20 protein-coding genes are annotated in these 20,543 nt (G+C 69.4%); 4 read left to right on the top strand and 16 right to left on the bottom strand.

The window, feature by feature from the left end; all coding sequences use genetic code 11:
- Positions 1–48: 48 nt before the first annotated feature.
- The 12 genes from ACZ6DT_RS05620 to ACZ6DT_RS05565 form a co-directional block, all read right to left on the bottom strand.
- A complete protein-coding gene (locus ACZ6DT_RS05620; protein WP_465589185.1) occupies positions 49–288 on the bottom strand; it encodes a hypothetical protein in 240 nt (79 codons plus the stop codon).
- Positions 289–797: 509 nt separating this feature from the next.
- A complete protein-coding gene (locus ACZ6DT_RS05615) occupies positions 798–2,165 on the bottom strand; it encodes a replication-associated recombination protein A (protein WP_465589182.1) in 1,368 nt (455 codons plus the stop codon).
- Positions 2,166–2,208: 43 nt separating this feature from the next.
- Positions 2,209–3,057 (bottom strand): SGNH/GDSL hydrolase family protein, encoded by an 849-nt coding sequence (locus ACZ6DT_RS05610; protein WP_465589179.1) that lies wholly within the window; start codon positions 3,055–3,057, stop codon positions 2,209–2,211.
- A gap of 75 nt (positions 3,058–3,132) precedes the next feature.
- Positions 3,133–4,320, bottom strand: coding sequence for a phosphotransferase (locus tag ACZ6DT_RS05605; RefSeq protein WP_465589176.1), 1,188 nt, complete (start codon positions 4,318–4,320; stop codon positions 3,133–3,135).
- Between the two features lie 79 nt (positions 4,321–4,399).
- A complete protein-coding gene (locus ACZ6DT_RS05600) occupies positions 4,400–5,341 on the bottom strand; it encodes a DUF389 domain-containing protein (RefSeq protein ID WP_465589173.1) in 942 nt (313 codons plus the stop codon).
- Positions 5,341–7,113 carry an aspartate--tRNA ligase gene (aspS, locus tag ACZ6DT_RS05595; protein ID WP_465589170.1) on the bottom strand — a complete coding sequence of 591 codons (1,773 nt, stop codon included), beginning with the start codon at positions 7,111–7,113 and terminating at the stop codon, positions 5,341–5,343. The genes ACZ6DT_RS05600 and aspS overlap by 1 nt, the downstream gene beginning before the upstream one ends.
- A gap of 103 nt (positions 7,114–7,216) precedes the next feature.
- On the bottom strand, positions 7,217–7,792 hold the full coding sequence (gene merB, locus ACZ6DT_RS05590) for an organomercurial lyase (protein WP_465589167.1): 576 nt from the start codon (positions 7,790–7,792) through the stop codon (positions 7,217–7,219).
- A gap of 264 nt (positions 7,793–8,056) precedes the next feature.
- The gene (locus ACZ6DT_RS05585; RefSeq protein ID WP_465589164.1) at positions 8,057–9,964 is read right to left on the bottom strand and encodes an intein-containing Rv2578c family radical SAM protein; all 1,908 of its coding nucleotides are present in this window, start codon (positions 9,962–9,964) and stop codon (positions 8,057–8,059) included.
- Between the two features lie 80 nt (positions 9,965–10,044).
- Positions 10,045–10,167: a hypothetical protein gene (locus tag ACZ6DT_RS05580; RefSeq protein ID WP_465589162.1), complete on the bottom strand. Its 123-nt coding sequence runs from the start codon at positions 10,165–10,167 to the stop codon at positions 10,045–10,047.
- Positions 10,168–10,247: 80 nt separating this feature from the next.
- Complete coding sequence (locus ACZ6DT_RS05575; RefSeq protein WP_465589160.1) at positions 10,248–11,195, bottom strand: sucrase ferredoxin; 948 nt, start codon at positions 11,193–11,195, stop codon at positions 10,248–10,250.
- An 85-nt stretch (positions 11,196–11,280) separates the two neighbouring features.
- Entirely contained in the window at positions 11,281–12,462 is a 1,182-nt protein-coding gene (locus tag ACZ6DT_RS05570; protein WP_465589157.1) for a cupin domain-containing protein, read from the bottom strand.
- On the bottom strand, positions 12,463–12,594 hold the full coding sequence (locus ACZ6DT_RS05565; protein ID WP_465589155.1) for a hypothetical protein: 132 nt from the start codon (positions 12,592–12,594) through the stop codon (positions 12,463–12,465). It abuts the gene before it with no gap.
- A 171-nt stretch (positions 12,595–12,765) separates the two neighbouring features.
- Here ACZ6DT_RS05565 and crcB (ACZ6DT_RS05560) point away from each other — a divergent pair, with 171 nt between their 5' ends.
- On the top strand, positions 12,766–13,176 hold the full coding sequence (gene crcB, locus ACZ6DT_RS05560; RefSeq protein WP_465589152.1) for a fluoride efflux transporter CrcB: 411 nt from the start codon (positions 12,766–12,768) through the stop codon (positions 13,174–13,176).
- Positions 13,173–13,547, top strand: coding sequence for a fluoride efflux transporter CrcB (gene crcB, locus ACZ6DT_RS05555; protein ID WP_465589149.1), 375 nt, complete (start codon positions 13,173–13,175; stop codon positions 13,545–13,547). The genes crcB (ACZ6DT_RS05560) and crcB (ACZ6DT_RS05555) overlap by 4 nt, the downstream gene beginning before the upstream one ends.
- 1 nt (position 13,548) lies before the next feature.
- On the opposite strand, the gene ACZ6DT_RS05550 is transcribed toward crcB (ACZ6DT_RS05555), so the two are convergent.
- Entirely contained in the window at positions 13,549–13,974 is a 426-nt protein-coding gene (locus ACZ6DT_RS05550) for a MarR family winged helix-turn-helix transcriptional regulator (protein ID WP_465589146.1), read from the bottom strand.
- Between the two features lie 86 nt (positions 13,975–14,060).
- Here ACZ6DT_RS05550 and ACZ6DT_RS05545 point away from each other — a divergent pair, with 86 nt between their 5' ends.
- Complete coding sequence (locus ACZ6DT_RS05545; protein WP_465589143.1) at positions 14,061–15,137, top strand: NAD(P)/FAD-dependent oxidoreductase; 1,077 nt, start codon at positions 14,061–14,063, stop codon at positions 15,135–15,137.
- 81 nt (positions 15,138–15,218) lie between these two features.
- Here ACZ6DT_RS05545 and ACZ6DT_RS05540 read toward each other — a convergent pair whose 3' ends face one another.
- The 3 genes from ACZ6DT_RS05540 to ACZ6DT_RS05530 are packed head-to-tail and all read right to left on the bottom strand — an operon-like array spanning position 15,219 to position 19,171.
- Positions 15,219–16,172, bottom strand: coding sequence for an LLM class F420-dependent oxidoreductase (locus ACZ6DT_RS05540; RefSeq protein ID WP_465589140.1), 954 nt, complete (start codon positions 16,170–16,172; stop codon positions 15,219–15,221).
- A complete protein-coding gene (locus ACZ6DT_RS05535; RefSeq protein WP_465589137.1) occupies positions 16,169–18,283 on the bottom strand; it encodes a S9 family peptidase in 2,115 nt (704 codons plus the stop codon). The genes ACZ6DT_RS05540 and ACZ6DT_RS05535 overlap by 4 nt, the downstream gene beginning before the upstream one ends.
- Before the next feature lie 33 nt (positions 18,284–18,316).
- On the bottom strand, positions 18,317–19,171 hold the full coding sequence (locus ACZ6DT_RS05530; RefSeq protein WP_465589134.1) for a PPK2 family polyphosphate kinase: 855 nt from the start codon (positions 19,169–19,171) through the stop codon (positions 18,317–18,319).
- Positions 19,172–19,327: 156 nt separating this feature from the next.
- Between ACZ6DT_RS05530 and rocD the strand changes: the two genes are divergently transcribed.
- On the top strand, positions 19,328–20,530 hold the full coding sequence (gene rocD / locus ACZ6DT_RS05525; RefSeq protein WP_465589131.1) for an ornithine--oxo-acid transaminase: 1,203 nt from the start codon (positions 19,328–19,330) through the stop codon (positions 20,528–20,530).
- The last annotated feature ends 13 nt before the right edge of the window (positions 20,531–20,543 follow it).

Genomic DNA, 20,543 nt, shown 5'->3' with positions numbered 1-20,543 from the left:
GATATGACACCGATTCCCACCATGCGGAACCGTGTAGGTCGTTATACGTCAGGCGTCCCCGAGAGGGCGACCGGCGGTGCGGCGCAGGGTGAACCGGTCGATCTCGGCGCCGTCGTTGCGCAAGGTCCGCACGGTCAGCGTCGTCCGGCGGGCGGGACAGGCGGGCTCGACGTCGATGGCGAGGAACGAGTAGCCGGTATACCGCACCCGTGACCAGGACACGGTCACCTTCCGGCCACCCTTGACCCAGCGGTACGACTGGAACTCCCCCGCGAACGTGTCGGGCACGGGGAAGCGGCAGAGGCTCTTCCGCCGCCACCGCAGGTCGCGTACACGGGCCGTCGCGATCCGGCTCGACGGTGTCGCCGATCTTGACCTCGCGGATCACCTTCCGCCACGCAGGGCGTCGGTGCGTTCGTAGATGTGGTTGTGCCCGCCCAGGACGGACTCAAGGGGGCTTTACTGTTCCGGTGACACACCGGGGTCTGGCCCTGCTCGAAGTACCTGAAGGCCCCCTTCCTTGCGCTAGGCGCAAGGAAGGGGGCCTTCAGGTACTGGGCAGAAAGCGCAGGTCTAATTTCCTTGGCTGAGCCGGGAAAAGGGGTCCTTCACGCGCCCGCGTTGTGATTGGCCGTACCGCTGAGTCTCGTGGGGATGCTCCCATTCCGTGAAGGCCTCCTTGAGGGACCCTGGGTCCCTCAAGGAGGCCTTCACGGACCTGCCCGCTCACCTATAAACTTCGAGCCTGAATCGCCACTCACGACCGGACCAGCACTGACAAACCCTCCGAAGGCGGGCTAACGCTCACCCCGGACGGTGCGCCGCAGCTTCGGCACCCGCTCGTACAACGTCCGCTCCGCCCCGCGCTGCGTCGGTTCGTAGTAATCCCGGCCGACCAGTTCGTCCGGTGGATACTGTTGCGCCAGAACACCTTCCGGCACTTTTTGCGGATGCCGGTAGCCCTTCGCGTTGCCGAGTTTCTCCGCCCCCGCGTAATGCCCGTCCCGAAGATGCGGCGGCACCGTGCCGATCCGCCCGGACCGGACGTCACTGAGCGCGGCGTCGATGCCGGTGACGATGGCGTTCGACTTCGGCGCCGTCGCCAGGTGCACGGTCGCCTGCGCCAGCGCGAGACGGCCTTCCGGCATCCCGATGAACTGCACCGCGTGCGCCGCCGCGATGGCCGACTGCAACGCCGTCGGATCGGCCATGCCGATGTCCTCGCTCGCGTGCACGACCAGGCGGCGGGCCAGGAACCGCGGATCCTCCCCCGCTTCGATCATCCGCGCCAGGTAATGCAGCGCGGCGTCCACATCGGACCCGCGGATCGATTTGATGAACGCGCTGATGACGTCGTAGTGCTGATCGCCGTCGCGGTCGTAGCGCACCGCCGCTTTGTCCACTGTGGACTCGACGATGGCGAGGTCGATCGTCTTGGCCTCGGTCGCGCTCGCCGCGTCCGCGGCCGCTTCCAGTGCGGTGAGCGCGCGCCGCGCGTCGCCGGAGGCCAGCCGCACCAGATGTGCCCGCGCGTCCTCGGTCAGGGCGAGTTCGCCGCCGAGACCGCGTTCGTCGGCCAGCGCGCGGTCGATCAGCGCGACGATGTCGGCGTCGGTCAGCGGCCGCAGCTGGAGCACCAGCGACCGCGAGAGCAGCGGCGAGACGACGGAGAACGACGGGTTCTCCGTCGTGGCCGCCACCAGCAGCACCGTCCGGTCCTCGACGGCGCCGAGCAAGGCGTCCTGCTGGGTCTTGGAGAACCGGTGGACCTCGTCGATGAACAACACCGTGTTCTCGGCGTTGTAGTTCCGGCGGCGACGGGCCTCTTCGATCACCCCGCGCACCTCCTTCACCCCGGCCGACAGCGCCGACATCGCCACGAACCGGCGACCGGTCGCGGCCGAGACGAGGTTCGCCAGCGTGGTCTTGCCCGTCCCCGGCGGGCCGTAGAGCAGCACGGAAGCGGGAGCCGCGCCTTCGACGAGCCGCCGCAGCGGCGCGCCCTCGCGCAGCAGATGCTGCTGGCCGACGACCTCGTCGAGCGACCGCGGCCGCATCCGCACCGCCAGCGGTGAGCCCGCCGGAACGGCGACGTCCCTCGGCTCGGCCCGCTCCGGCGGCGGCCCGAGGTCGGGGTTCACGGTGAAGAGTTCGTCCTGTGCCACGGTGTCGACGGTAGCCGTAGCCACCGACGGTTCCGGCCACAGGTCAGCGCAGCCGCTCCCGGAACGAGTGCCACATGATCACGGCCGCGTACGGCGCGAACTCGCGGCCCCGCCGCCACACCCACGGGACGCCCCTGAGCACCAGCCAGCCGACGTGCCCGGCGGCGCTCGGGTCCACCCCTCCCGAGCAGGTCAGGCTGACCGGCCGCGGCACCGCGAACCCGGCCTCGGCGAGCCGTTCGGTGAACCCGGTGGCCAGCATCCGGTGCCCGAGTTCCGACGGATGCAGGCGGTCGACGCTCCACGCGGTGAGGTCGTAGGCGCCGGGCAGCAGTTCGAGGTCGAGGCACGGCACACCCTCGCGCTCGACGACGCCGTCGATGGCGGCGTTCAGTTCGGCCACCCGCTCGCTCAACGCGCGCCGCAGCGACCCCGGGAGGCGGAACACCTTGCCGTGGTCGTGATAACGCACCGGGACCACGGTGGTGCCGACGGCGGCCAGTGCACGGATCACCTCGGTGAGGTCCGCGGCGATCTTCTCGGCGCTGAAATCGGGACGCAGTGTGTCGTTCATCCCCGCCACCACCAGCGCGACGTCCGGCCGGTGCGCCACGGCCGCGGGGAGCTGCTTCGTCCGCACGCATCCCATGCGCGCTCCGGTGAACGACGGGTTCAGGTAGCCGTCCGGCTCGACGCCCAGCGCCTCGGCGACGATCGGGCCGACCCCGCGCCAGCCGCCTCGGTTCGGCAGCGGGTCGCCGAGGCCCACGGCCGTGGAATCGCCGAGCACGACCACTCGGCGAGCGGACCGCGATACGGCCGGGGCAAGAGGAAGGAGAGGTTCGGGACTCGGAGTGACTTCGACACTGATCACGGTCACGGTAGCCACCATCGGCCACGCAGACTCACCAGTGGTGATGCCTGGGTAACGCGGCGAGGACGGTCGAGCGAAAAGTCCGTGCGGCGGCTACCGGAACGCCGGATAGAAGGCGAGGTCCGCGTGCGGCCCCAGCCTGGCCCCGAGCGCCGCGGCGACCCTGGTGGCGTGCTCGGAGATGTCCGTCAGGCGGGCGCGCAGCGATTGCTTGGCCAGTTCCCGCCACCAGGTGACCAGCGCGGCCTCCCGGCTGATCGGCGTGGCGCGCCGCTCCAGGTCCAGCTCCGGGAGGATCTCCCAGGTGATGACCCACAGCAGGAGCAGCTGACCGTCCATCAGATGGTCGGCCAGTGCGTCCTCGTCCGCGAGCCCCGGCCAGACCGAGACGACCTCGGACCGCCAGGCCGCGATCATCGCCTCGCTCATCCCCGGTGGGAGCGCCAGCGCGTCCGGGCTCGACGCGAACGGGAGCCGCAGGTACGCCACGTCCATCAGGGTGCTGCGCACCCGGCCGCGTTCGAAATCGAGGAACCGCACCCCGCCGCTGGTCACGAGGTTGTTGTCCGGGCTGAGGTCGACCGGGCTGAACGCGCGGTAGGACGGCGAACCCGCCCGCTCGGCGACCTCCATGACCCGCCGCTGCACCGGCTCCGGGGTCTCGACGTCGAGCAGTTCCTCCAGCAGCCCCGGCAGTTGCGCGCAGACCGCGGGCAGCGGCGCGTCCTCGTTCTTGACCGGGCCGCCCAGACGGCGCAGCAGCGCGTTGAAATCGGGTTCGCGGCTCGCCGTGCTCGCGTGCAGCCTGCCCAGCGACCGCGCCCAGGACAGCAGCGCCCGTTCGGCGCCGCGAGCGTCACGGGCGTGAAGCTTGTCGTGCAGCGTCGGGACGCCGCCGAGGTCCTCGATCACCAGGACGCGATCCCGGCCGTCGTGCGCCAGCAGCTCCGCGCACATCCGGTCCTCCGGCGCGAGCGCGGTGAACAGCTGGTAGCTGACCGCCTCCTGCGCGAACGGATCGGGCCGTCCCGGTTCGGGCGGATCGGGGTAGTGCTTGATGACCAGGGTCCGCGGCAACGCGAACGGCGACGACGCCACCCGCGCCCGCACGACCGTCGCCGGGCCACTGCCGGCGAGGTCTTCGGGGGCGACGAGGGTGATCGCGCTGCCGAATCGGCGCGAAAGGACCGACTCGCCGGCGGCGACCGCGGCCGCGACGGCGAGGGTTTCGGCTCCAGCTCCGACGGTCGAATCGTCGGCAGAGGAGGTATCGACTGTCATTGCCACCGACCCTACTCGTGACTGAGCAACCATGACCACTGAGATCCGGGCAATCGCGCGCACTGGCGCGATCTGGGACTCATCCGCGTGAAAGCGGACGTTCCATCACCCTCGATCGTTGCCCGCGACGGCGCAATGTCAGCACAATGGCCGCAGCTGCAACGATTCCGATGAGATTGACCAGCAGCTGACCGGCCGAATAAAGGCACCGTTCCCACTGACCGGCAACCGCCGCGACGACCGCGTAACCCGCCGCGGGAACCGTCGTCACCGAGATGAACACGCCCACGAGCGCGGCGGATTTGGCCGAAGTCATGGAAAGCATCCCGGCCGCACCGGCGAGCAGCGCGACGATGAGCGACGCGATCCCCACCTGGTAAACGAAATCCACCTCGTGGTTGTCCGCGAGTTTGCTGACCTCGAGCACTTCGGTGGCGTTGCCCACCAGGACCACACCGAGGGTGATCACCATCGCGATCGGGAAGCCGCCGAGCAGCGCGACGGCGCCCTGCTTCACAAGATCTCCCCGCCGGAGCACCATTCCGACGGCGATGGCCGCCAGCGGGCCGAATTCCGGTCCCACGACCATGGCACCGACGATGGTGATCGAAGAATTGGTGACCACTCCCACCGCCGCCAGCAGGCACGCGATGGTCAGGAATGCCTGAAACGTCCAGGTGAGCCGGGACTCCTCTCCGGAGCGGCCGACGAGTTCCTGCCACACCACCGCGTCCGCGCCCTCGCCCGGCGCGGCCTCCTCGGCCTTGTCGGCGGCGTCGGACACCGCGGTGTCCAGCGCTTCCAACGTGATGCCGCCGGTGTGGTCGAGGTCGAGTCCGCACAGCGACTCGATGATCTCGTCGGTCGCCTCGCGGGCGATGTCCGCCTCGATCAGGTCACCCTCGGGCGCGACCGCCACCCCGTGATGCACGACGAGGTGCGCGGTCCCGGAGTGTGCCCGCAGGATCCGGATCGCTTCTTCGGTCCGGTCCGGCGGGCACACGGCTCTGAGATGGAGCATCAGTTCTTGACGAGCGGCGCGGGCTTGGCGTCGATGCCCGCCTCCTTGCGCTGCTCCGCCGTGATCGGCGCGGGAGCGGCGGTCAGCGGGTCGAACCCGCCGCCGGTCTTCGGGAACGCGATCACGTCACGCAGCGACTCGGCCTTGGCCAGCAGCATGACGATCCGGTCCCAGCCGAACGCGATCCCGCCGTGCGGCGGCGGCCCGAAGGCGAAGGCGTCGAGCAGGAAGCCGAACTTCTCCTGCGCCTCTTCCTCGGACAGGCCCATCAGCTCGAAGACCTGCTTCTGCAGTTCCTGCTGGTGGATACGGATCGAGCCGCCGCCGATCTCGTTGCCGTTGCAGACGATGTCGTAGGCGTAGGCCAGCGCGTTGCCGGGGTCGTCGGCGAGTTTGCCGATCCACTCCGGGGTCGGCGAGGTGAAGGCGTGGTGCAGCGCCTTCCACTTGCCGCCGCCGACGGCGACGTCGTCGGACTCCTCGGCCGAGATGAACATCGGGAAGTCGACGACCCAGACGAACGACCAGGCGGTCTCGTCGATCAGGCCGAGACGGCTGCCGATCTCCAGGCGGGTGGCGCCCAGCAGCGCCCGCGCGTCGGCGGCCTTACCCGCGGCGAAGAAGACACAGTCGCCGGGCTTGGCACCGACGGCTTCGGCGACCGTCTCGCGCTCCTTCTCCGACAGGTTCTTCGCGACCGGGCCGCCCAGCGTGCCGTCCTCGTTCACGAGGATGTAGGCGAGTCCGCGGTGCCCGCGCTGCTTGGCGAAGTCCTGCCAGGCGTCGAGGGTACGGCGCGGCTGGTCGGCCCCGCCAGCCATCACGACGGCGCCGACGTACGGCGCCTGGAACACGCGGAACGGGGTGTCGGCGAAGAACGCCGTCATGTCGGTGAGCTCGAGGCCGAAACGCAGATCCGGTTTGTCCGAACCGTACTTCTCCATTGCCTCGGCGTAGGTGATGCGCCGGAACGGCCGGGGAATCTCGGCGCCGATCAGCTTCCACAGCGCCGTCACGATGTCCTCGCCGAGGGCGATGACGTCGTCCTGCTCGACGAAGCTCATCTCGATGTCGAGCTGGGTGAACTCCGGCTGCCGGTCGGCGCGGAAGTCCTCGTCCCGGTAGCAGCGCGCGATCTGGTAGTACCGCTCGAGCCCGCCGACCATGAGCAGCTGCTTGAACAGCTGCGGCGACTGCGGGAGCGCGTACCAGGAACCGGGCTTGAGCCGGGCCGGGACCACGAAGTCGCGGGCGCCCTCGGGGGTGGAGCGGGTCATGGTCGGGGTCTCGACCTCGACGAACTCCTGCGCGTGCAGCACCTCGCGGGCGGCGCGGTTGACCTCGCTGCGCAGGCGCATCGCCGCCGCGGGGCCGCTGCGGCGCAGGTCGAGGTAGCGGTGCTTGAGGCGCACCTCCTCGCCGACGTCGACCCGGTCGTCGATCGGGAACGGCAGCACGGCGGCCTCGGACAGCACCTCGAGCTCGGTGGCCAGCACCTCGATCTCGCCGGTGGGGATCTCGGCGTTGGCGTTGCCGTCGGGACGCGTCGAGACCTCGCCGACGATGCGGAGGCAGTACTCCGACCGCAGCTGGTGAGCGCGCTCGGCCATCTCGCCCTCGCGGAAGACGACCTGGCTCACGCCGCTGGCGTCGCGCAGATCGATGAAGATGACGCCGCCGTGATCGCGCCGCCGAGCCACCCATCCGGTGAGGGTGACCGTCTGACCGGCGTGCTCGGCACGCAAGGTGCCGGCTTTGTGGGTGCGAAGCACTGCGGGTGCTCTCCTTCGGCATCACGTTCTGCGACTCGTCGGCTTTTCACCGACGACTCGAAAGGCTATCGAAAGGCCCCGAATGCCTCGCTACCAGGTGTTCTCAGATCGTCGGCCAGGCCTCCAGCGCCGCGACCATCCGCCGGGTGTGCGCCAGATAATCGGGTACGGAAAGGACCCGGCCGTCGATGTTCTCCAGCAGCCAGCCCGTGGCCGCCTCCTTCGAAGCGAAGAACTGCGTGCATACCAGCGCCTCGAAGTGGTCCTGGCCGAGCGTGAGGTCGATCCCGGACAGCCGCGACGCGGCGACGACGGCGTGCGGCGGATCGACGCTCAAGACCCTCTCGCGGGTGAAGTGGACGCGGACGCGTGCTCCGGTCGCCGGGCAGACCGAATCCGCGTGCACCGGTTCACCGGTGGCGACGGCCAGCAGGAACAGGTCCACGCGGTACCGGTCGGGACCCGCGCGCTCGGCCGCGCGCGAGCCGCGGTCCATCACGACCAGGCCGTCGCGGATGACGAAACCCATCAGGTCCATCAGGCGGTGGGCTTCGTCCGGGGCCATGCCGACGGTGGCGGCGAGCCTGCCGATGGCGATGGGGTGTCTGCCCGCCCTGGTCAGCTTGGTCGCGGCCCAGGCGATGCGGACAGCGGCGGTGCGATCCGTCCGGGTGGTCAACAGGGCACCTCCTCGCCTTCGTCCCTTTTGAGATTAAGCACGAAAAGGTTTTCCGCCAAGTCACTGCGCCGAACGGCCGAATCCGTTGCGCGATAAGAAAGTTCACCGTGCGCGACCAGCATCGAGGCGAAGTTTCCGGCTGCCGCTCGGAAAGGTGCGGACTTTCGGTCCAGTGAGACGAAAGTGACGCGTGCCGCACGCGGTGTGGGCGAGGTGGCGGTGAGCTTCAAGCGAGGTTGCGAAAGTCGCGCGGTGCCGGCCGCCCTACAGCAATTTGAGCTGCTCCGCCGCCGGAACCACCACCTCTCCCGAACGCTGCACGGGCATCGTCACCTGCGTTCGCTCCCCGTCATCCGCATGGGAACCGAAGCCGTGACGGCGCGACAACGGGCCGACGCGGGCTCCCAGCCGCTCCCGATAGGACTTCGGGAGGTACGCGCCGCGTGAGTACAGCTCGCGGTACTTCGGCACCAGTTCCGGATGTTCCCGGCCGAGCCAGCGGGCGAACCATTCCCGCGCGCCCGGCCGCAGGTGCAACGGGAGGACGGTGACCCGTGTGGCACCGGCCTCGGCCAGCCGCGAGAACAAGGCGTCGAGCGCCTCCACGGAATCGGTCAGGTACGGCAGCACCGGGGCGACCAGCACCGAGCACGGGAGCCCGGCGTCCCGCGCCTTGCGGATCAGGTCCAGCCTCGCCCGCGGGCTCGGTGTCCCCGGTTCCAAGCGGCGTTGCAGGTCCTCGTCGAGCAGCGCGAGTGAGATCGCCAGCCCGGCGGGCACGTCCTTCGACACCGACTCCAGCAACGGCAGATCCCTGGCCAGCACGGTGCCCTTGGTCAGAATGGACAGTGGCGTGCCCGCATCGGCCAGCGCGGTGATGATGGGCGGCATCAGCTTGTACCGGCCTTCGGCGCGTTGATAGGGATCGGTGTTCGTGCCCATCGCGACGTGCTCGCGGGTCCAGCTCGGCCGCCGCAGCTGCGCGGCCAGCACCTCGGGCGCGTTGACCTTCACGATCACCTGCGTGTCGAAATCGCGTCCGGCGTCGAAATCCAGGTACGTGTGGGTGTTCCGGGCGAAACAGTTGTGCGTGACCATGCCGTCGGCGATGAAGTCACCGGTGCCGGTGGTGATGTCGAACAGCGGCAGCTCGATGCCCAAGGGCTCGATGGACGTCACTTTCCGCCTGGTCCGGCCGATGACGAGGCCGTCCAGTGACCGTTTCCAGCCGACGGCGGGATCGGAGAGATGGAAGAACCGCACCTCCTCCGACGGTCCGCCGAGGAGTTGCACCGTCCACACCGGACTGAACTTGACGTTTTCGGTTTTGACGTAACGGAAGCCGAAGTTGTCGAGAGCGGCACAGAAGGTCGAGATGATGTCCTGTTCGTCGTGGGTGACGCGCAGCGAGCCATGCCGGTAACTCCCGGAGAGATCGAACAGCCCGGCCAGGAATCCGCGCCGCCAATGGGAATCCGGTGAAGGCGGCACCTGCACGAAACTGACCGACGCGCCGAAATCGGGCAGATACCCGAGGGCGCGGTCCGCGGCGTCCTTCTCGGCCGAGAAACCGCCAGAGCGCAACATCCCGCACAGGTATCCGGCGCGATAGCCGAGAGTGTCGTCCGGGGTGCGGGCTAGTTTGCCGACGCCGACGAGTTCGGTGCCGCCGACCAGATGCGGCCGCTGCGCCGCGCCGAACCGCGTACCGGTGACGTGCTTCCAGCCGCGGCCGGTCAGGAACCGGTGGTCGCCACTGGCCACGATGGACGTTCCGTCTTCGAGGGTCAGACGGTATGCCGGTTTCACCGTCGACCAGTGCGCGAGCACCTCCGTGGGCACCAGGCGGCGCCCCGCGCCGCGCCCGCGCGTCCCGTAGATCGCGTCGCCGGGCGCCAGGTCCGCCAGCGCCTTCGTCCGGCCGTCGGCCATCAGGACCGGCGTCCCGCCTTCGAGGCAGTACGTGCACGCGTGAGAACACCCGCGGTACGGGTTCACCGTCCATCCGAACGGGACACCCGACCCCTCGGGCACCTTGTTCAGCACGGATTTGGCGTGCACCTCGTGAAAGGTGACGCCGTCGAACTCGGGCGCGCGCACCGAACGCCGCAACCCGTCCAATCCGGGCAGTACCGGCTCGCCGCCGTCCGCCCGCTGTCGATCCCATCGCACCCGGCCAGTCGAACACATGTTCTAGACGAGTGTCAAACAGCTGTTCGAACATGGGTGATCTTCGGATGTGACGACGAACTCTAGACCGTCGGGACTCGCGGGGTGACCGCCTCGCGCAGCTCAGCCGCGGCCTGAACGAGGAGCTCGGAGAAGGTCACCTCCGGGTCGGCCGGCCAGTGGGACGTGGCGCGCCGGGAGCTCACGCTCGTCACATCCGGGCGTTTCGTCCTCTCGATGCGGTAGTTGCGTGCGCAAGTACCGCATTCAGAGGACGAAACGCGGGCTAGAGCTTGGTGATCTCCTCGGTCACGTACCCGGCGGGCTGGATCAACCCCGTGCACCGGCTCTCCCCGCGCGGCGTCGCCGACCGGCGGCGCACCGTCACCGAGTAGAAGTCCTGGCCGCCCCGCACGGTGACCACCCGCGCGTCGGATTCGAGCAGTGGCTCCTCCTGGACGGCGAGCACGTCGTCCAGACCGGGCAGGTCCAGCCGCCGCCGGAGCGCGATCTCCGCGAACTGCGCCCACGCCGTCCGGGCGGACGTCCGGCCGCGAAGCTGCTCCGGCTCGACCTGCCCGCGCAGGGCGGCCTTCGCGACCAGCGCCGCTTCGGCCGGGTTGAGCTGGCCGTGCAGGAAACCGTCGGGGACCACCAGGAGGTTGCCCGCCCAGCGGTCACCGCCGACGTGGCTGACCTCCCAGGCCCGGCCGGGATGGTTGGCGTCGAGCGTCGAGGCCAGCGGGCGGCCGAGCACCGCGCAGCACATGTCCTTGGTGCCGTGGGTACAGACCAGGAACAGCGGCCCGTCCACTCGCGTGCCGAGTCCGCCGATGCCGTCCGCGACCGCTTCGAGATCCAGTTCGGCCAGTTCGCCGAGGTCGCGGATCTCCAGGCGTTCCAGCCAGCGGTTCCCCGGTTCGCCTCCGCCGAGATAGACGGAGCGGGGGCGATCCGGGTCGCGACGATGTTTGCCGGGGCGCCGGATCAGCAGCGGACGGAGCCCGTGGGAACGTCTCAAGTTCTCGAGCAGCTCACGGCGCTCGGCGGGGAAGGCCTCCCCGAGGACGTTCTCCAGCGCGTCCGCGGGCCAGGGGCCCGGCTGCTCGATGAGCAACCAGCAACGCATGTCCGCGGCGGTGCCGGCCGGGCTCGCGCCGAGCATGCGCGCGACGGTGGCGCAGCCCGGCAAAGCGGCGGGCGGCGCTGGGGTGTCCGAGAGCTGAGCGGTCATCGGATGACTGCTCCGGACTTCACCTTAGGCATGCCTTAGCTTACCCCGGCCGGTCTCCCCTCACACTTCTCGTCCCCTGTGACTTTCAGTCGATCGAGAGGAGCCCCTGCGTGGTCAGCTCGCCGAGGAAGGCCCGCACGGTCCCCCGATCGAGTTCGGACAGCTCGGCGAGTCGCTTGACCGCCTGCGGCGTGCCGTCGAGCAGTGCCTTCAGCAGCGGAGCCGCCGCGCCCGCGAAGACGAACCGTTTGCCGTCCGCGAGCAGGGTCACCCGGCCGTCGCCTTCTTCGAGTACCGCTCGCGGGACGAGGAAGCGGATCTCGGTCTCGTCGCCGTCCGGCAACAGTCCGGGGGTCGCCGCCCAGGGCAGCCCGACACGCGGATGCGCCAGGGCCGACGAGTCGCGCTCGGCGAGGAACCTGTCGACGACGCCGGTGGTCAGCGCGGCTTCCAGTTCCGCGCGCAGTGCGGCGACACGGGCCACCCGCTCCTCCCCCGTCCCGAATCTCGGGAGGTCCTGACGGAACACGGTGCTCGCCCGGAGCTTGTCGGCGAGCCAGGACACCAGGTCGATCCCGGTGGCCGGACTGAAACCGAGGGTGAGGTGCAGCGACATCTCCCCCACCGCGGTGACGTCGTGCCAGTGCCCGCGCGGGACATAAAGGACGTCGCCGTCTTCGAGGATGAACTCGTCGATCGGCTCACCGGGCCGCTCGGGCTGTTCGACGTCACGGTGCAGCGGCGCGGGCCTGGTCGGGCCGTGCATCCGCCAGCGTTTGCGGCCGGCGACCTGGATGATGAACGCGTCGTGGTCGTCCCAGTGCACGTCGAAGCCATGGGTCACGCCCCAGCCCGCGTACAGATTGACCTGGACGCTCTCGCGGAGATCGTGTTCGAGGGTTCTGGCGAGGTCGCCGATCGGGTCGCTGAGTTCCTGGATGGCGTCGAGCACCATCGTCGCGCCGCCGCGGAGGTGCTCGGTGAACGGTGCGGCTCGCAGACGCGGGACCGTGCCGCTACGGCGGGTGGGGACGAGATCGGTGTAGCTCTCCATGGGCACCGGGGTGCCGTCGAGCGCGAGGCGCAGTCTCGGGAACTCAAGGCGATGTCGCCGGAGGATCGCGTTCAGCGCCGGCCACGGCAACAGGTCGGCGAACCGGCCCGCGCGGCCTTCGAAACGGCGATAGGTCTCGCCCTGGACTTCTTGGAAGAACTGGCTGACCCCGAGCGGAGCCACGAGGTCAGCCAGCGTCGGCGTTCCGGGCACTCAGCCGTCGTTGCCGTCGTTGTCGGCGGCCGCGCCGTTGGCCTTCCCGCGGTCGACCGCGGTCGGGATCATTTCGACCTCCAGCAGCAAACCGCTGTCGGGAGCCTGCGTACCTGTCTGTTCCTGTGCCATCCTGCCACCTTTTCTCAGACGAGCGGACGGACCGAAAATCGGCCTGGAGCGCCGCCAAGCCTACGACACGTTTCGAGAAAATTCACTGACCAGCAGGGAAAAACGGCTTAGTGAGCGATCTTCGACACCGTGCCGCGGGTTCACCCGGACAGCGGTTCTAAGCTGCCATCCATGGCTGATGCGGCATCCGTTCCCCGCCCGCGATGGGACGTGCTCGCGGCCGTCGGCGCGGGTGGCGCGCTGGGCAGCCTCGCCCGCTACGGCCTGTCGGTCGCGTTTCCCCATTCCCGGGGTCAGTTCGCGTTTTCGACCTTCGCCGTCAACGCTTCCGGCTGTCTGCTGATCGGTGTCCTGATGGCAGTGCTGACAGCGGCTGAAGACCCGCACCGGCTGCTGCGTCCCTTCATCGGGGTCGGGATCCTGGGCGGCTACACCACGTTTTCGACCTACGCGACGGACACACTCGATCTTGTGACGAGCGGACGTCCGTTCACCGGGTCGGCGTACGCGTTCGGCACGGTGGCCGCCGCGTTGGTCGCGGTCTACGCCGGGCACGAGATCAGTCGCGCGGTGAGGAAATGACCGTCCTCTTCGTCGCGCTCGGCGGCGGTTGCGGTGCGATCGTCCGGTTTTTGGCCGATCTTCGACTGCGGGCACGGCGAGGTGCCGCCTTCCCGTGGGGCACGCTCGCGGTCAACATCGTGGGCTCGTTGCTCCTCGGGATCCTCACCGGCTGGGCACTGCACGGCGGGCAGCCGGACGGGGTCCGCTCACTGGTGGCCGTCGGATTCTGCGGCGGGCTCACCACTTTCTCGACCTTCGGCTACGAAACGCTGCGTCTCTTCACCGAGAAGACGCGCCCGCGGGCCGTGCTGAACGTCGGAGTCACGATGGTCGCCGGAATCGGCGCCGCGGCGGCGGGGCTTCTGCTCGCCGGCGCGATCTGGACCTGAATCAGTCTTCGGGGGCCATCCGCCACGCGGCCGCGGCGACCGCCTCACGCTGCTCGGCCGGGAGATCGGCCGCCATCTCCTCCAGTTTCTCGACGACACCCTCGTGCGCGGCGTTCGCCAGCCGGAGGCCCTCCTCCGTCAGCGTGATCCTCAGCGCGCGGCGGTCACCGGAATCCGCGACCCGCTCGACGAGAGAGCGCCGCTGCACCCGGTCCACCAGGCCGGTGACGCTGGACTTCTCCAGGTTCAGCATCTTGCCGAGGTCGGTCATCCCGACGCCCGACTCCCCCTGTGCCAGCACGCAGAGCAGCTGCGCCTGCTGCGGTGTGAGGTCGTGCGAGCGGCCGACGTCGATGAAAGCCCGCTGCACCAGATGCGAAAGCCGCACCAGCGCCGTCGCGAATCCGAGGTCTTCGGCCGTGGTCATGACCGCAGTCTACTTGACGATCGTTCGGAGTACGAACTACTGTAGTTTGCAGTACGAACATTACGCACTACGAACTAGGGGATCTCATGACCACGACCGTGGCCGTCATCGGCGGGGGATACGGCGGCACAAGCGTCGCCAAGGAGCTGGACTCGTTCGCCGACGTCGTTCTCGTCGAGCCACGCGAAGACTTCGTCCACCACGTCGCCGCGTTGCGCGGGCTCGTCGATCCCGAGTGGACGGATCGACTCTTCTACCCGTACACGCGGCTTCTCGAACGGGGACGAGTGCTCCGCGACCGCGCGGTGAGCGTCGACCAGGACGGCGTCACGCTCGCGTCGGGCGAGCGGCTCACCCCGGACTACGTCGTGCTGGCGACCGGTTCGGCGTACCCGTTCCCGGCGAAGATCGATTTCCACGACAGCGCGTCTGCGAAGGCGAAGATCCGCGCCACCCGGGAGGAACTCGCGGGCGCGGACAAGGTGTTGCTGCTCGGCGCGGGCCCGGTGGGCCTGGAACTGGCGGGTGAGATCAAGGCGGTGTGGCCGGAGAAGGCCGTGACGATCGTCGACCCGGCGAAGGAGATCCTGCCCGGCTTCCCGGAGGAGTTCCGCGCGGAGATCCGCCGCCAGCTCGGCGAACTGGGCGTCGAACTCCTGCTGGCCACTTCGCTGACCGAGCCCCCGGTCTCGGAACCGGGGCAGGCCAAGACGTTCACCTCGGAACTCACCGGAGGCGGCGAGGTGACCGCCGACCTGTGGTTCCAGTGCTTCGGCGGCGCTCCGCACACCGCGTACCTCGACGGCGAACTGGCGGCCGCGCGGCAGGCGAACGGACAGGTCGAGGTGACGCCAGAGCTGCGGCTTCCGGGACAGCCTCGCGTATTCGCGCTCGGCGACATCACCGCGCTGCCCGAAGGAAAGCTGGCGAAGGTGGCGGGCGACCACGCGGAGGTCGTCGTGGCCAACATCCGGGCGCTGATCGAGGGCGGCGAGCTGCGGACCCACACCCCGGGCGGGCCGATGATCTCGCTACCGCTCGGGCCTTCCGGTGGCGCGACCTACGCCGAGGAGGCCGGGGTCCTGGACGCGGCGACGACCTCGGAGATCAAGGGGTCGCATATGATGGCTTCGCGGTACGACGAGCTGTTCGACGTCGCCTGAGTGCCCCGACACGCGCTATGAACGGTCCGTTACTTGCGAAATTTGCAAGTAACGGACCGTTCATAGCAACCGGATGGCCGGTCAAGAGCGAGGAGCGAGACCCCGCACCTGAGCGAAGGGGTCCTCCCCCGTCGGCAGCAGCGCGATGATCGGCGTCGTCAGCCCGTTGTCCACATAGGACCGCACCTGCTCGCGGCACGAGTCCAGACTGCCGTGGACGATCAGGTCGTCGACGACCTCGTCCGGGATGACCTGGTTCGCCTTTTGCCGGTCGCCCGCGGCCCACGCCTCGTGCATCGGCGCGAGCGCGTCGCCGCGGCCGAGCCATTCGTGGAACGCCGCGTACACCGGTACGGTCAGATAGCTCGAGATGAGCATCCGGCCGAGGCCGCGCGCGGCGGCCTTGTCCTCGGTGGGGCAGACGAAGATCCGCGCGGCCAGTTCGGTGTCCGGACCGATCTCGGCACGCACCTTCGGCACGTCGGAGGCGGCGAGCCAGTTGGTGATGGCGCCGTCGGCCTCCTTCGCGGCCAGCCGCAGCATCCCCGGCCGCAGCGCGGCGAGCATGATCGACGGCGGCGGGTCGGTGGGCCGCTCCAGCCGGAACTTGCTGACGGAGAAGGTCTCGTACTCTTCGGTGACCTTCTCCCCCGCCAGCGCCGACCGCAGGAACCGCAACGTGTCCCGTGAGCGCGCGAACGGGGCCTCGAACTCGGCGGCGTTCCAGTTCTTCACGATCACCGGCGACGACGCGCCGATGCCGAGTACGAACCGGCCGGGCGCCAGTTCCGCGACGGTCGCCGCGCTCATCGCCAGCAGCCCGGGCCCGCGCGTGTACACCGGCACGATCGCGGTGCCCAGCCGCAGCCGCGGCGCCCACTGCGAGGCCAGTACCAGCGGGGTGAAGGCGTCGTTGCCCGCCGTCTCGGCCGACCACGCGTCGGTGTAGCCGAGGTCCGGCAGCTCCCGCACCATCTCCTCGTGCGCCGCGAGTGGCACCCCGGTCAGCGGAATGGTGATGCCCCACCGTTTCATGCGTTCTCCTCGCTCTTGACCTCGGCACCGGACAGCTCACGCACGATCCAGTCCACCTGCGTGCGCATCAGGTTCTCCGCGACCTCTTCGGCTTGCGGCGTCATATGCGTCGCGCCGGCCAGCGGCAGGAACACGTGCGCGCGTCCCTTGGCCAGCAAGGCCGACGACAGACGCAACGAGTGGGCGACGAAAACGTTGTCGTCGGCCAGTCCGTGCACGATCAGCAACGCCCGCGAAAGGTCCCCGGCGCCGGCGATCAGCGAGTTGTGTTCGTACGCGGCCGTTTCCTCCTGCGGAAGCCCGAGGTAACGCTCGGTGTAATGCGTGTCGTACAACGACCAGTCGGTCACCGGGGCGCCCGCGACACCGGCGTGGAAGACGTCGGGGCGGCGCAGCACGGCCAGCGCGGACAGGTAGCCGCCGTAGGACCAGCCGCGGATCGCGACCCGTTCCAGATCCAGTTCCGGATGGAGCGCGGCCGCCGCGTGCAGGGCGTCGACCTGGTCGGCGAGGGTGACGTCGGCGAGCTTGCCCGCGATCTCCTTCTCCCACGCGGAACCCCGGCCGGGCGTCCCGCGCCCGTCGGCGACCAGTACCGCGAAACCCTGGTCCGCGAGCCACTGTGGGGTCAGGAAGGCGTTGCGGGTCCGCAGGACACGCTGGGCGTGCGGGCCGCCGTACGGGTCGAGCAGCACCGGGAGCTTGCCTTCGCTCTCCTCGTACCCGGTCGGCAGCACCAACGCGGCACGCAAGCCCCGCTCTCCCAGCGTCAGCCAGGTCAGGTTCGGCACGACGTCGGGGTCGACGGTGTAGGAACCGATCCGCGCCACCGTCTTCTCGCCGGAGACGACGGTCACCACCGGGCCGCTGTGTTCCAGGCTCCACGACGAGAGCACGGCCAGCGAAGCGTTGCCGGAGCCGACGTGCACACCGTCCTGAGTGGACAGACGGCGGAGTTCGCCGCCTTCGGTGCGGAAGACGTGGATCTGCGTCGGATCGGCCTCCGACGCGCTGAACAGCACCTCGTCGCCGACGTGCAGGACCGAACGCACCTGCAGTCCCGGCGGGGTGACCGCGACCCCGTCGACGATCAGCCGGTGGTCGCCGTCGGCGGCGCTCTCCCGGACCAGACGGCCGTCGGTGGTCCACGCCGGGACGCCGGCCGCGAGCTCGACCCAGCGTTCGTCGGTCTCGGTGTGCAGCACCTCGACCGAACCGTCCGCTGGGTCGACCGCCTGGATCTGGAGTTTCCGCTGGTCACGCGACTGCACGGACAGCAGCGGCTTACCCGCCGCCGACCAGTGCACCGCGGCCAGGTACTCCCAGTCGGTCTTCGCGACGTCGACGCGCGAGCCGTCGAGCCCGAGGATCGCCAGCGTCACGTCGGCGTTCGTGGTGCCCGCCGCCGGGTACGCGACGACGTCGGCCGCCGACTGCGGATTGGCCGGGTCGGCGATCGTCCAACGCGGCACGTTCGCGCGATCGGAGCGCTCGACCAGCAGGCTCTTCCCGTCCGGAGACCACCAGTAGCCGCGGGTGCGGCCCATCTCCTCGGCCGCGATGAACTCCGCGAGCCCCCACGCGATGTCGTCGCCGTCTTCCTCGACGAGCACGCGATCCTCACCGGTGGCGCGGTCGATCACCCGCAGCCGCCGATCACGGACGTACGCGACCCGGGTGCCGTCCGGGCTGGGCCGCGGGTCGACGACCGAACCGTCGACCAGGACGGACACCGCGCCGGTGGCCAGATCGAGGGTGTGGAGCTTGCCCGACAGCGGGAACGCGGCGACGGTGAAGGCGTCGTCGACCGCGTAGCCGACCACGCCGCCGCCGGTCTCCCGGCTGCGCTCGCGGCGGGCACGCTCCTCGGGCGGCAGGTCCTCTTCACCGGGCAGCAGCTCGGCCGCGTCGACCAGCTTCGTTTCCTCGCCCGACACGACGTCGAACGACCACAGGCTGTGCCGAGGGTCGGTACCGGACCCGGACCGCAGGAACAGGATGCGGGAGCCGTCCGGGGCGACCTTGAACTCTTTCGGCGCGCCGAGGGTGAAGCGCTGGGTACGGGCCTGACGGCGGAGGAACGGGAGATCTTCGAGGCTGGTGTCGGTCACGTCCGCACTCTTTCAGAAAACACCGCCAGACGTTCAGCCCAGTATGCCGAGTTCTTCCAGCTTCTTGATCTCCGTCCCGGGATCGAAGTCGGCCGGAGGGAATTTCGGGTCCATCTCCTCGATCGTCTCGATCAGCAGCCGAGCGACCAGCCAGTTGCGGTACCACTTGCGGTCGGCCGGGACGGCGTACCAGGGCGCGGCCGCCGTGGAGGTCTTCGCGAAGATGTCGGCATAGGCCTGCTGGTAGTCGTTCCACTGGGCACGCGCGTCGAGGTCGGCGGGGTTGTACTTCCACCATTTCGCGGGGGTCTCCAGCCTGGCCTTGAGGCGCTTCAGCTGTTCCTCCGGCGAGATGTCGAGGAACACCTTCACGATCGTCGTGCCCGCGTCGGTCAGCTCCTTCTCGAACGCGTTGATCTCGGCGTAGCGCTTGCGCCATTCCGCGGCGGGCAGCAGCTTCTGCACGCGCGGGACCAGGATGTCCTCGTAGTGCGAGCGGTCGAAGACACCGATCTGGCCGGGCGCGGGAAGCTGTTTGCGGATCCGCCACAGATAGTGGTGCCGCTGTTCGGCCGCGGTCGGTTTCTTGAACCCCGCGTACCGCACGCCCATCGGGTTGACCAGGCCGAGGACGTGGCCCACCGTGCCGCCCTTGCCGGAGGTGTCCATCCCCTGCAACACCAGCAGGACGCCGCGGTTTCCCCCGCCGACGCCCTCCGCGTAGAGGGCCTCCTGCAGTTCGGCGAGCTTGCCGCCGGCATCGGCGAGGTCTTTCAGCACCTTGGGCTTCTTGTGCGGCCCGATCGGGAACGAGCCTGGATCGTGCCGCTCGGCCCCCTTGCCGACCCGCAGCGTGTCCCGGACGGAGACGGTGTCCTTTTTCGCCATCCGGCGACGATAACCGCGGTCCGGACGCCGCGCCTCCGGTGATCGACTTCCAAGATGCACGATTTCGCCACCGAAAGGAGCCGATACGCAACGAACAACGGGTCAAAGCAACGTTTCCCGGATGAAAGCGGACGGATGGACATCTAACCTGAACGCATGACGACCGCCGACTTCATCGCGCTCGACGAGCAGTGGAGCACGCACAACTACCACCCCCTGCCCGTGGTGATCGCCACCGCCGAGGGCGCTTCGGTCACCGACGTCGAGGGCAAGACCTACCTCGACTTCCTCTCCGGCTATTCCGCGCTGAACTTCGGGCACCGCCACCCCGGGCTCATCGCCGCTGCGGTCGAACAGTTCGGCCGGGTGACGCTGACCTCCCGCGCCTTCCACCACGACCAGCTCGGGCTGTTCTGCAAGGAGCTCGCCGAGCTGACCGGCACCGAGATGACCCTGCCGATGAACTCCGGCGCGGAAGCCGTCGAGTCCGCGGTGAAGATCGCCAGGAAGTGGGCGTACCGGGTCAAGGGTGTGCCCGACGGGACCGCGGAGATCGTCGTCGCCGGCTCCAACTTCCACGGCCGGACGACGACCATCGTGTCCTTCTCCACCGACGAGACCGCGCGCGCCGACTTCGGTCCCTTCACCCCCGGCTTCGTCACGGTCAAGTACGGCGACGCCGAGGCGCTGCGCGACGCCATCACCGAACGCACCGCCGCCATCCTGCTGGAGCCGGTGCAGGGCGAGGCGGGCGTGATCGTGCCGCCCACCGGCTACTTCGCCGAGGTGCGGCGGCTGTGCGACGAGCACGGCGTCCTGCTGATCGCCGACGAGATCCAGTCCGGTCTCGCCCGCACCGGCACCGTCCTCGCACTAGACCACGAAGGCGTCCGCGCCGACGTCTACACCTTGGGCAAGGCCCTCGGCGGCGGGATCATGCCGGTCTCGGCGGTGGTCGGCGGCAAGGACGTGCTCGGCGTGCTGCGGCCGGGTGAACACGGCTCCACCTTCGGCGGGAACCCGGTCGCCTGCGCGATCGGACGGGCCGTGGTCGGGTTGCTGAAGACCGGTGAGTTCCAGGAGCGCTCGCGGGATCTGGGCGCCCACCTGCACTCGCGGCTCGGCGAACTGGTCGGCAACGGGCTGGCCGAGGTGCGCGGGCGCGGGCTCTGGGCGGGGATCGACATCGCGCCCGGCGGGCCGACCGGCCGGGAGGCGTCCACCGCGCTGGCCGAACGCGGCGTGCTGTGCAAGGAGACGCACGACCACACGCTGCGGATCGCGCCGCCGCTGGTGATCACGCGCGAAGAACTCGACCGCGGTATCGACGCCATCACGGCGGTCGTCAAGACCCGGTGAACCTTTCGGACGG

The organism is Amycolatopsis sp. NPDC041971 (assembly GCF_055588925.1).
The sequence above is the reverse complement of the archived record's forward strand: the minus strand, read 5'-3'. Positions and strand labels throughout refer to the sequence as shown.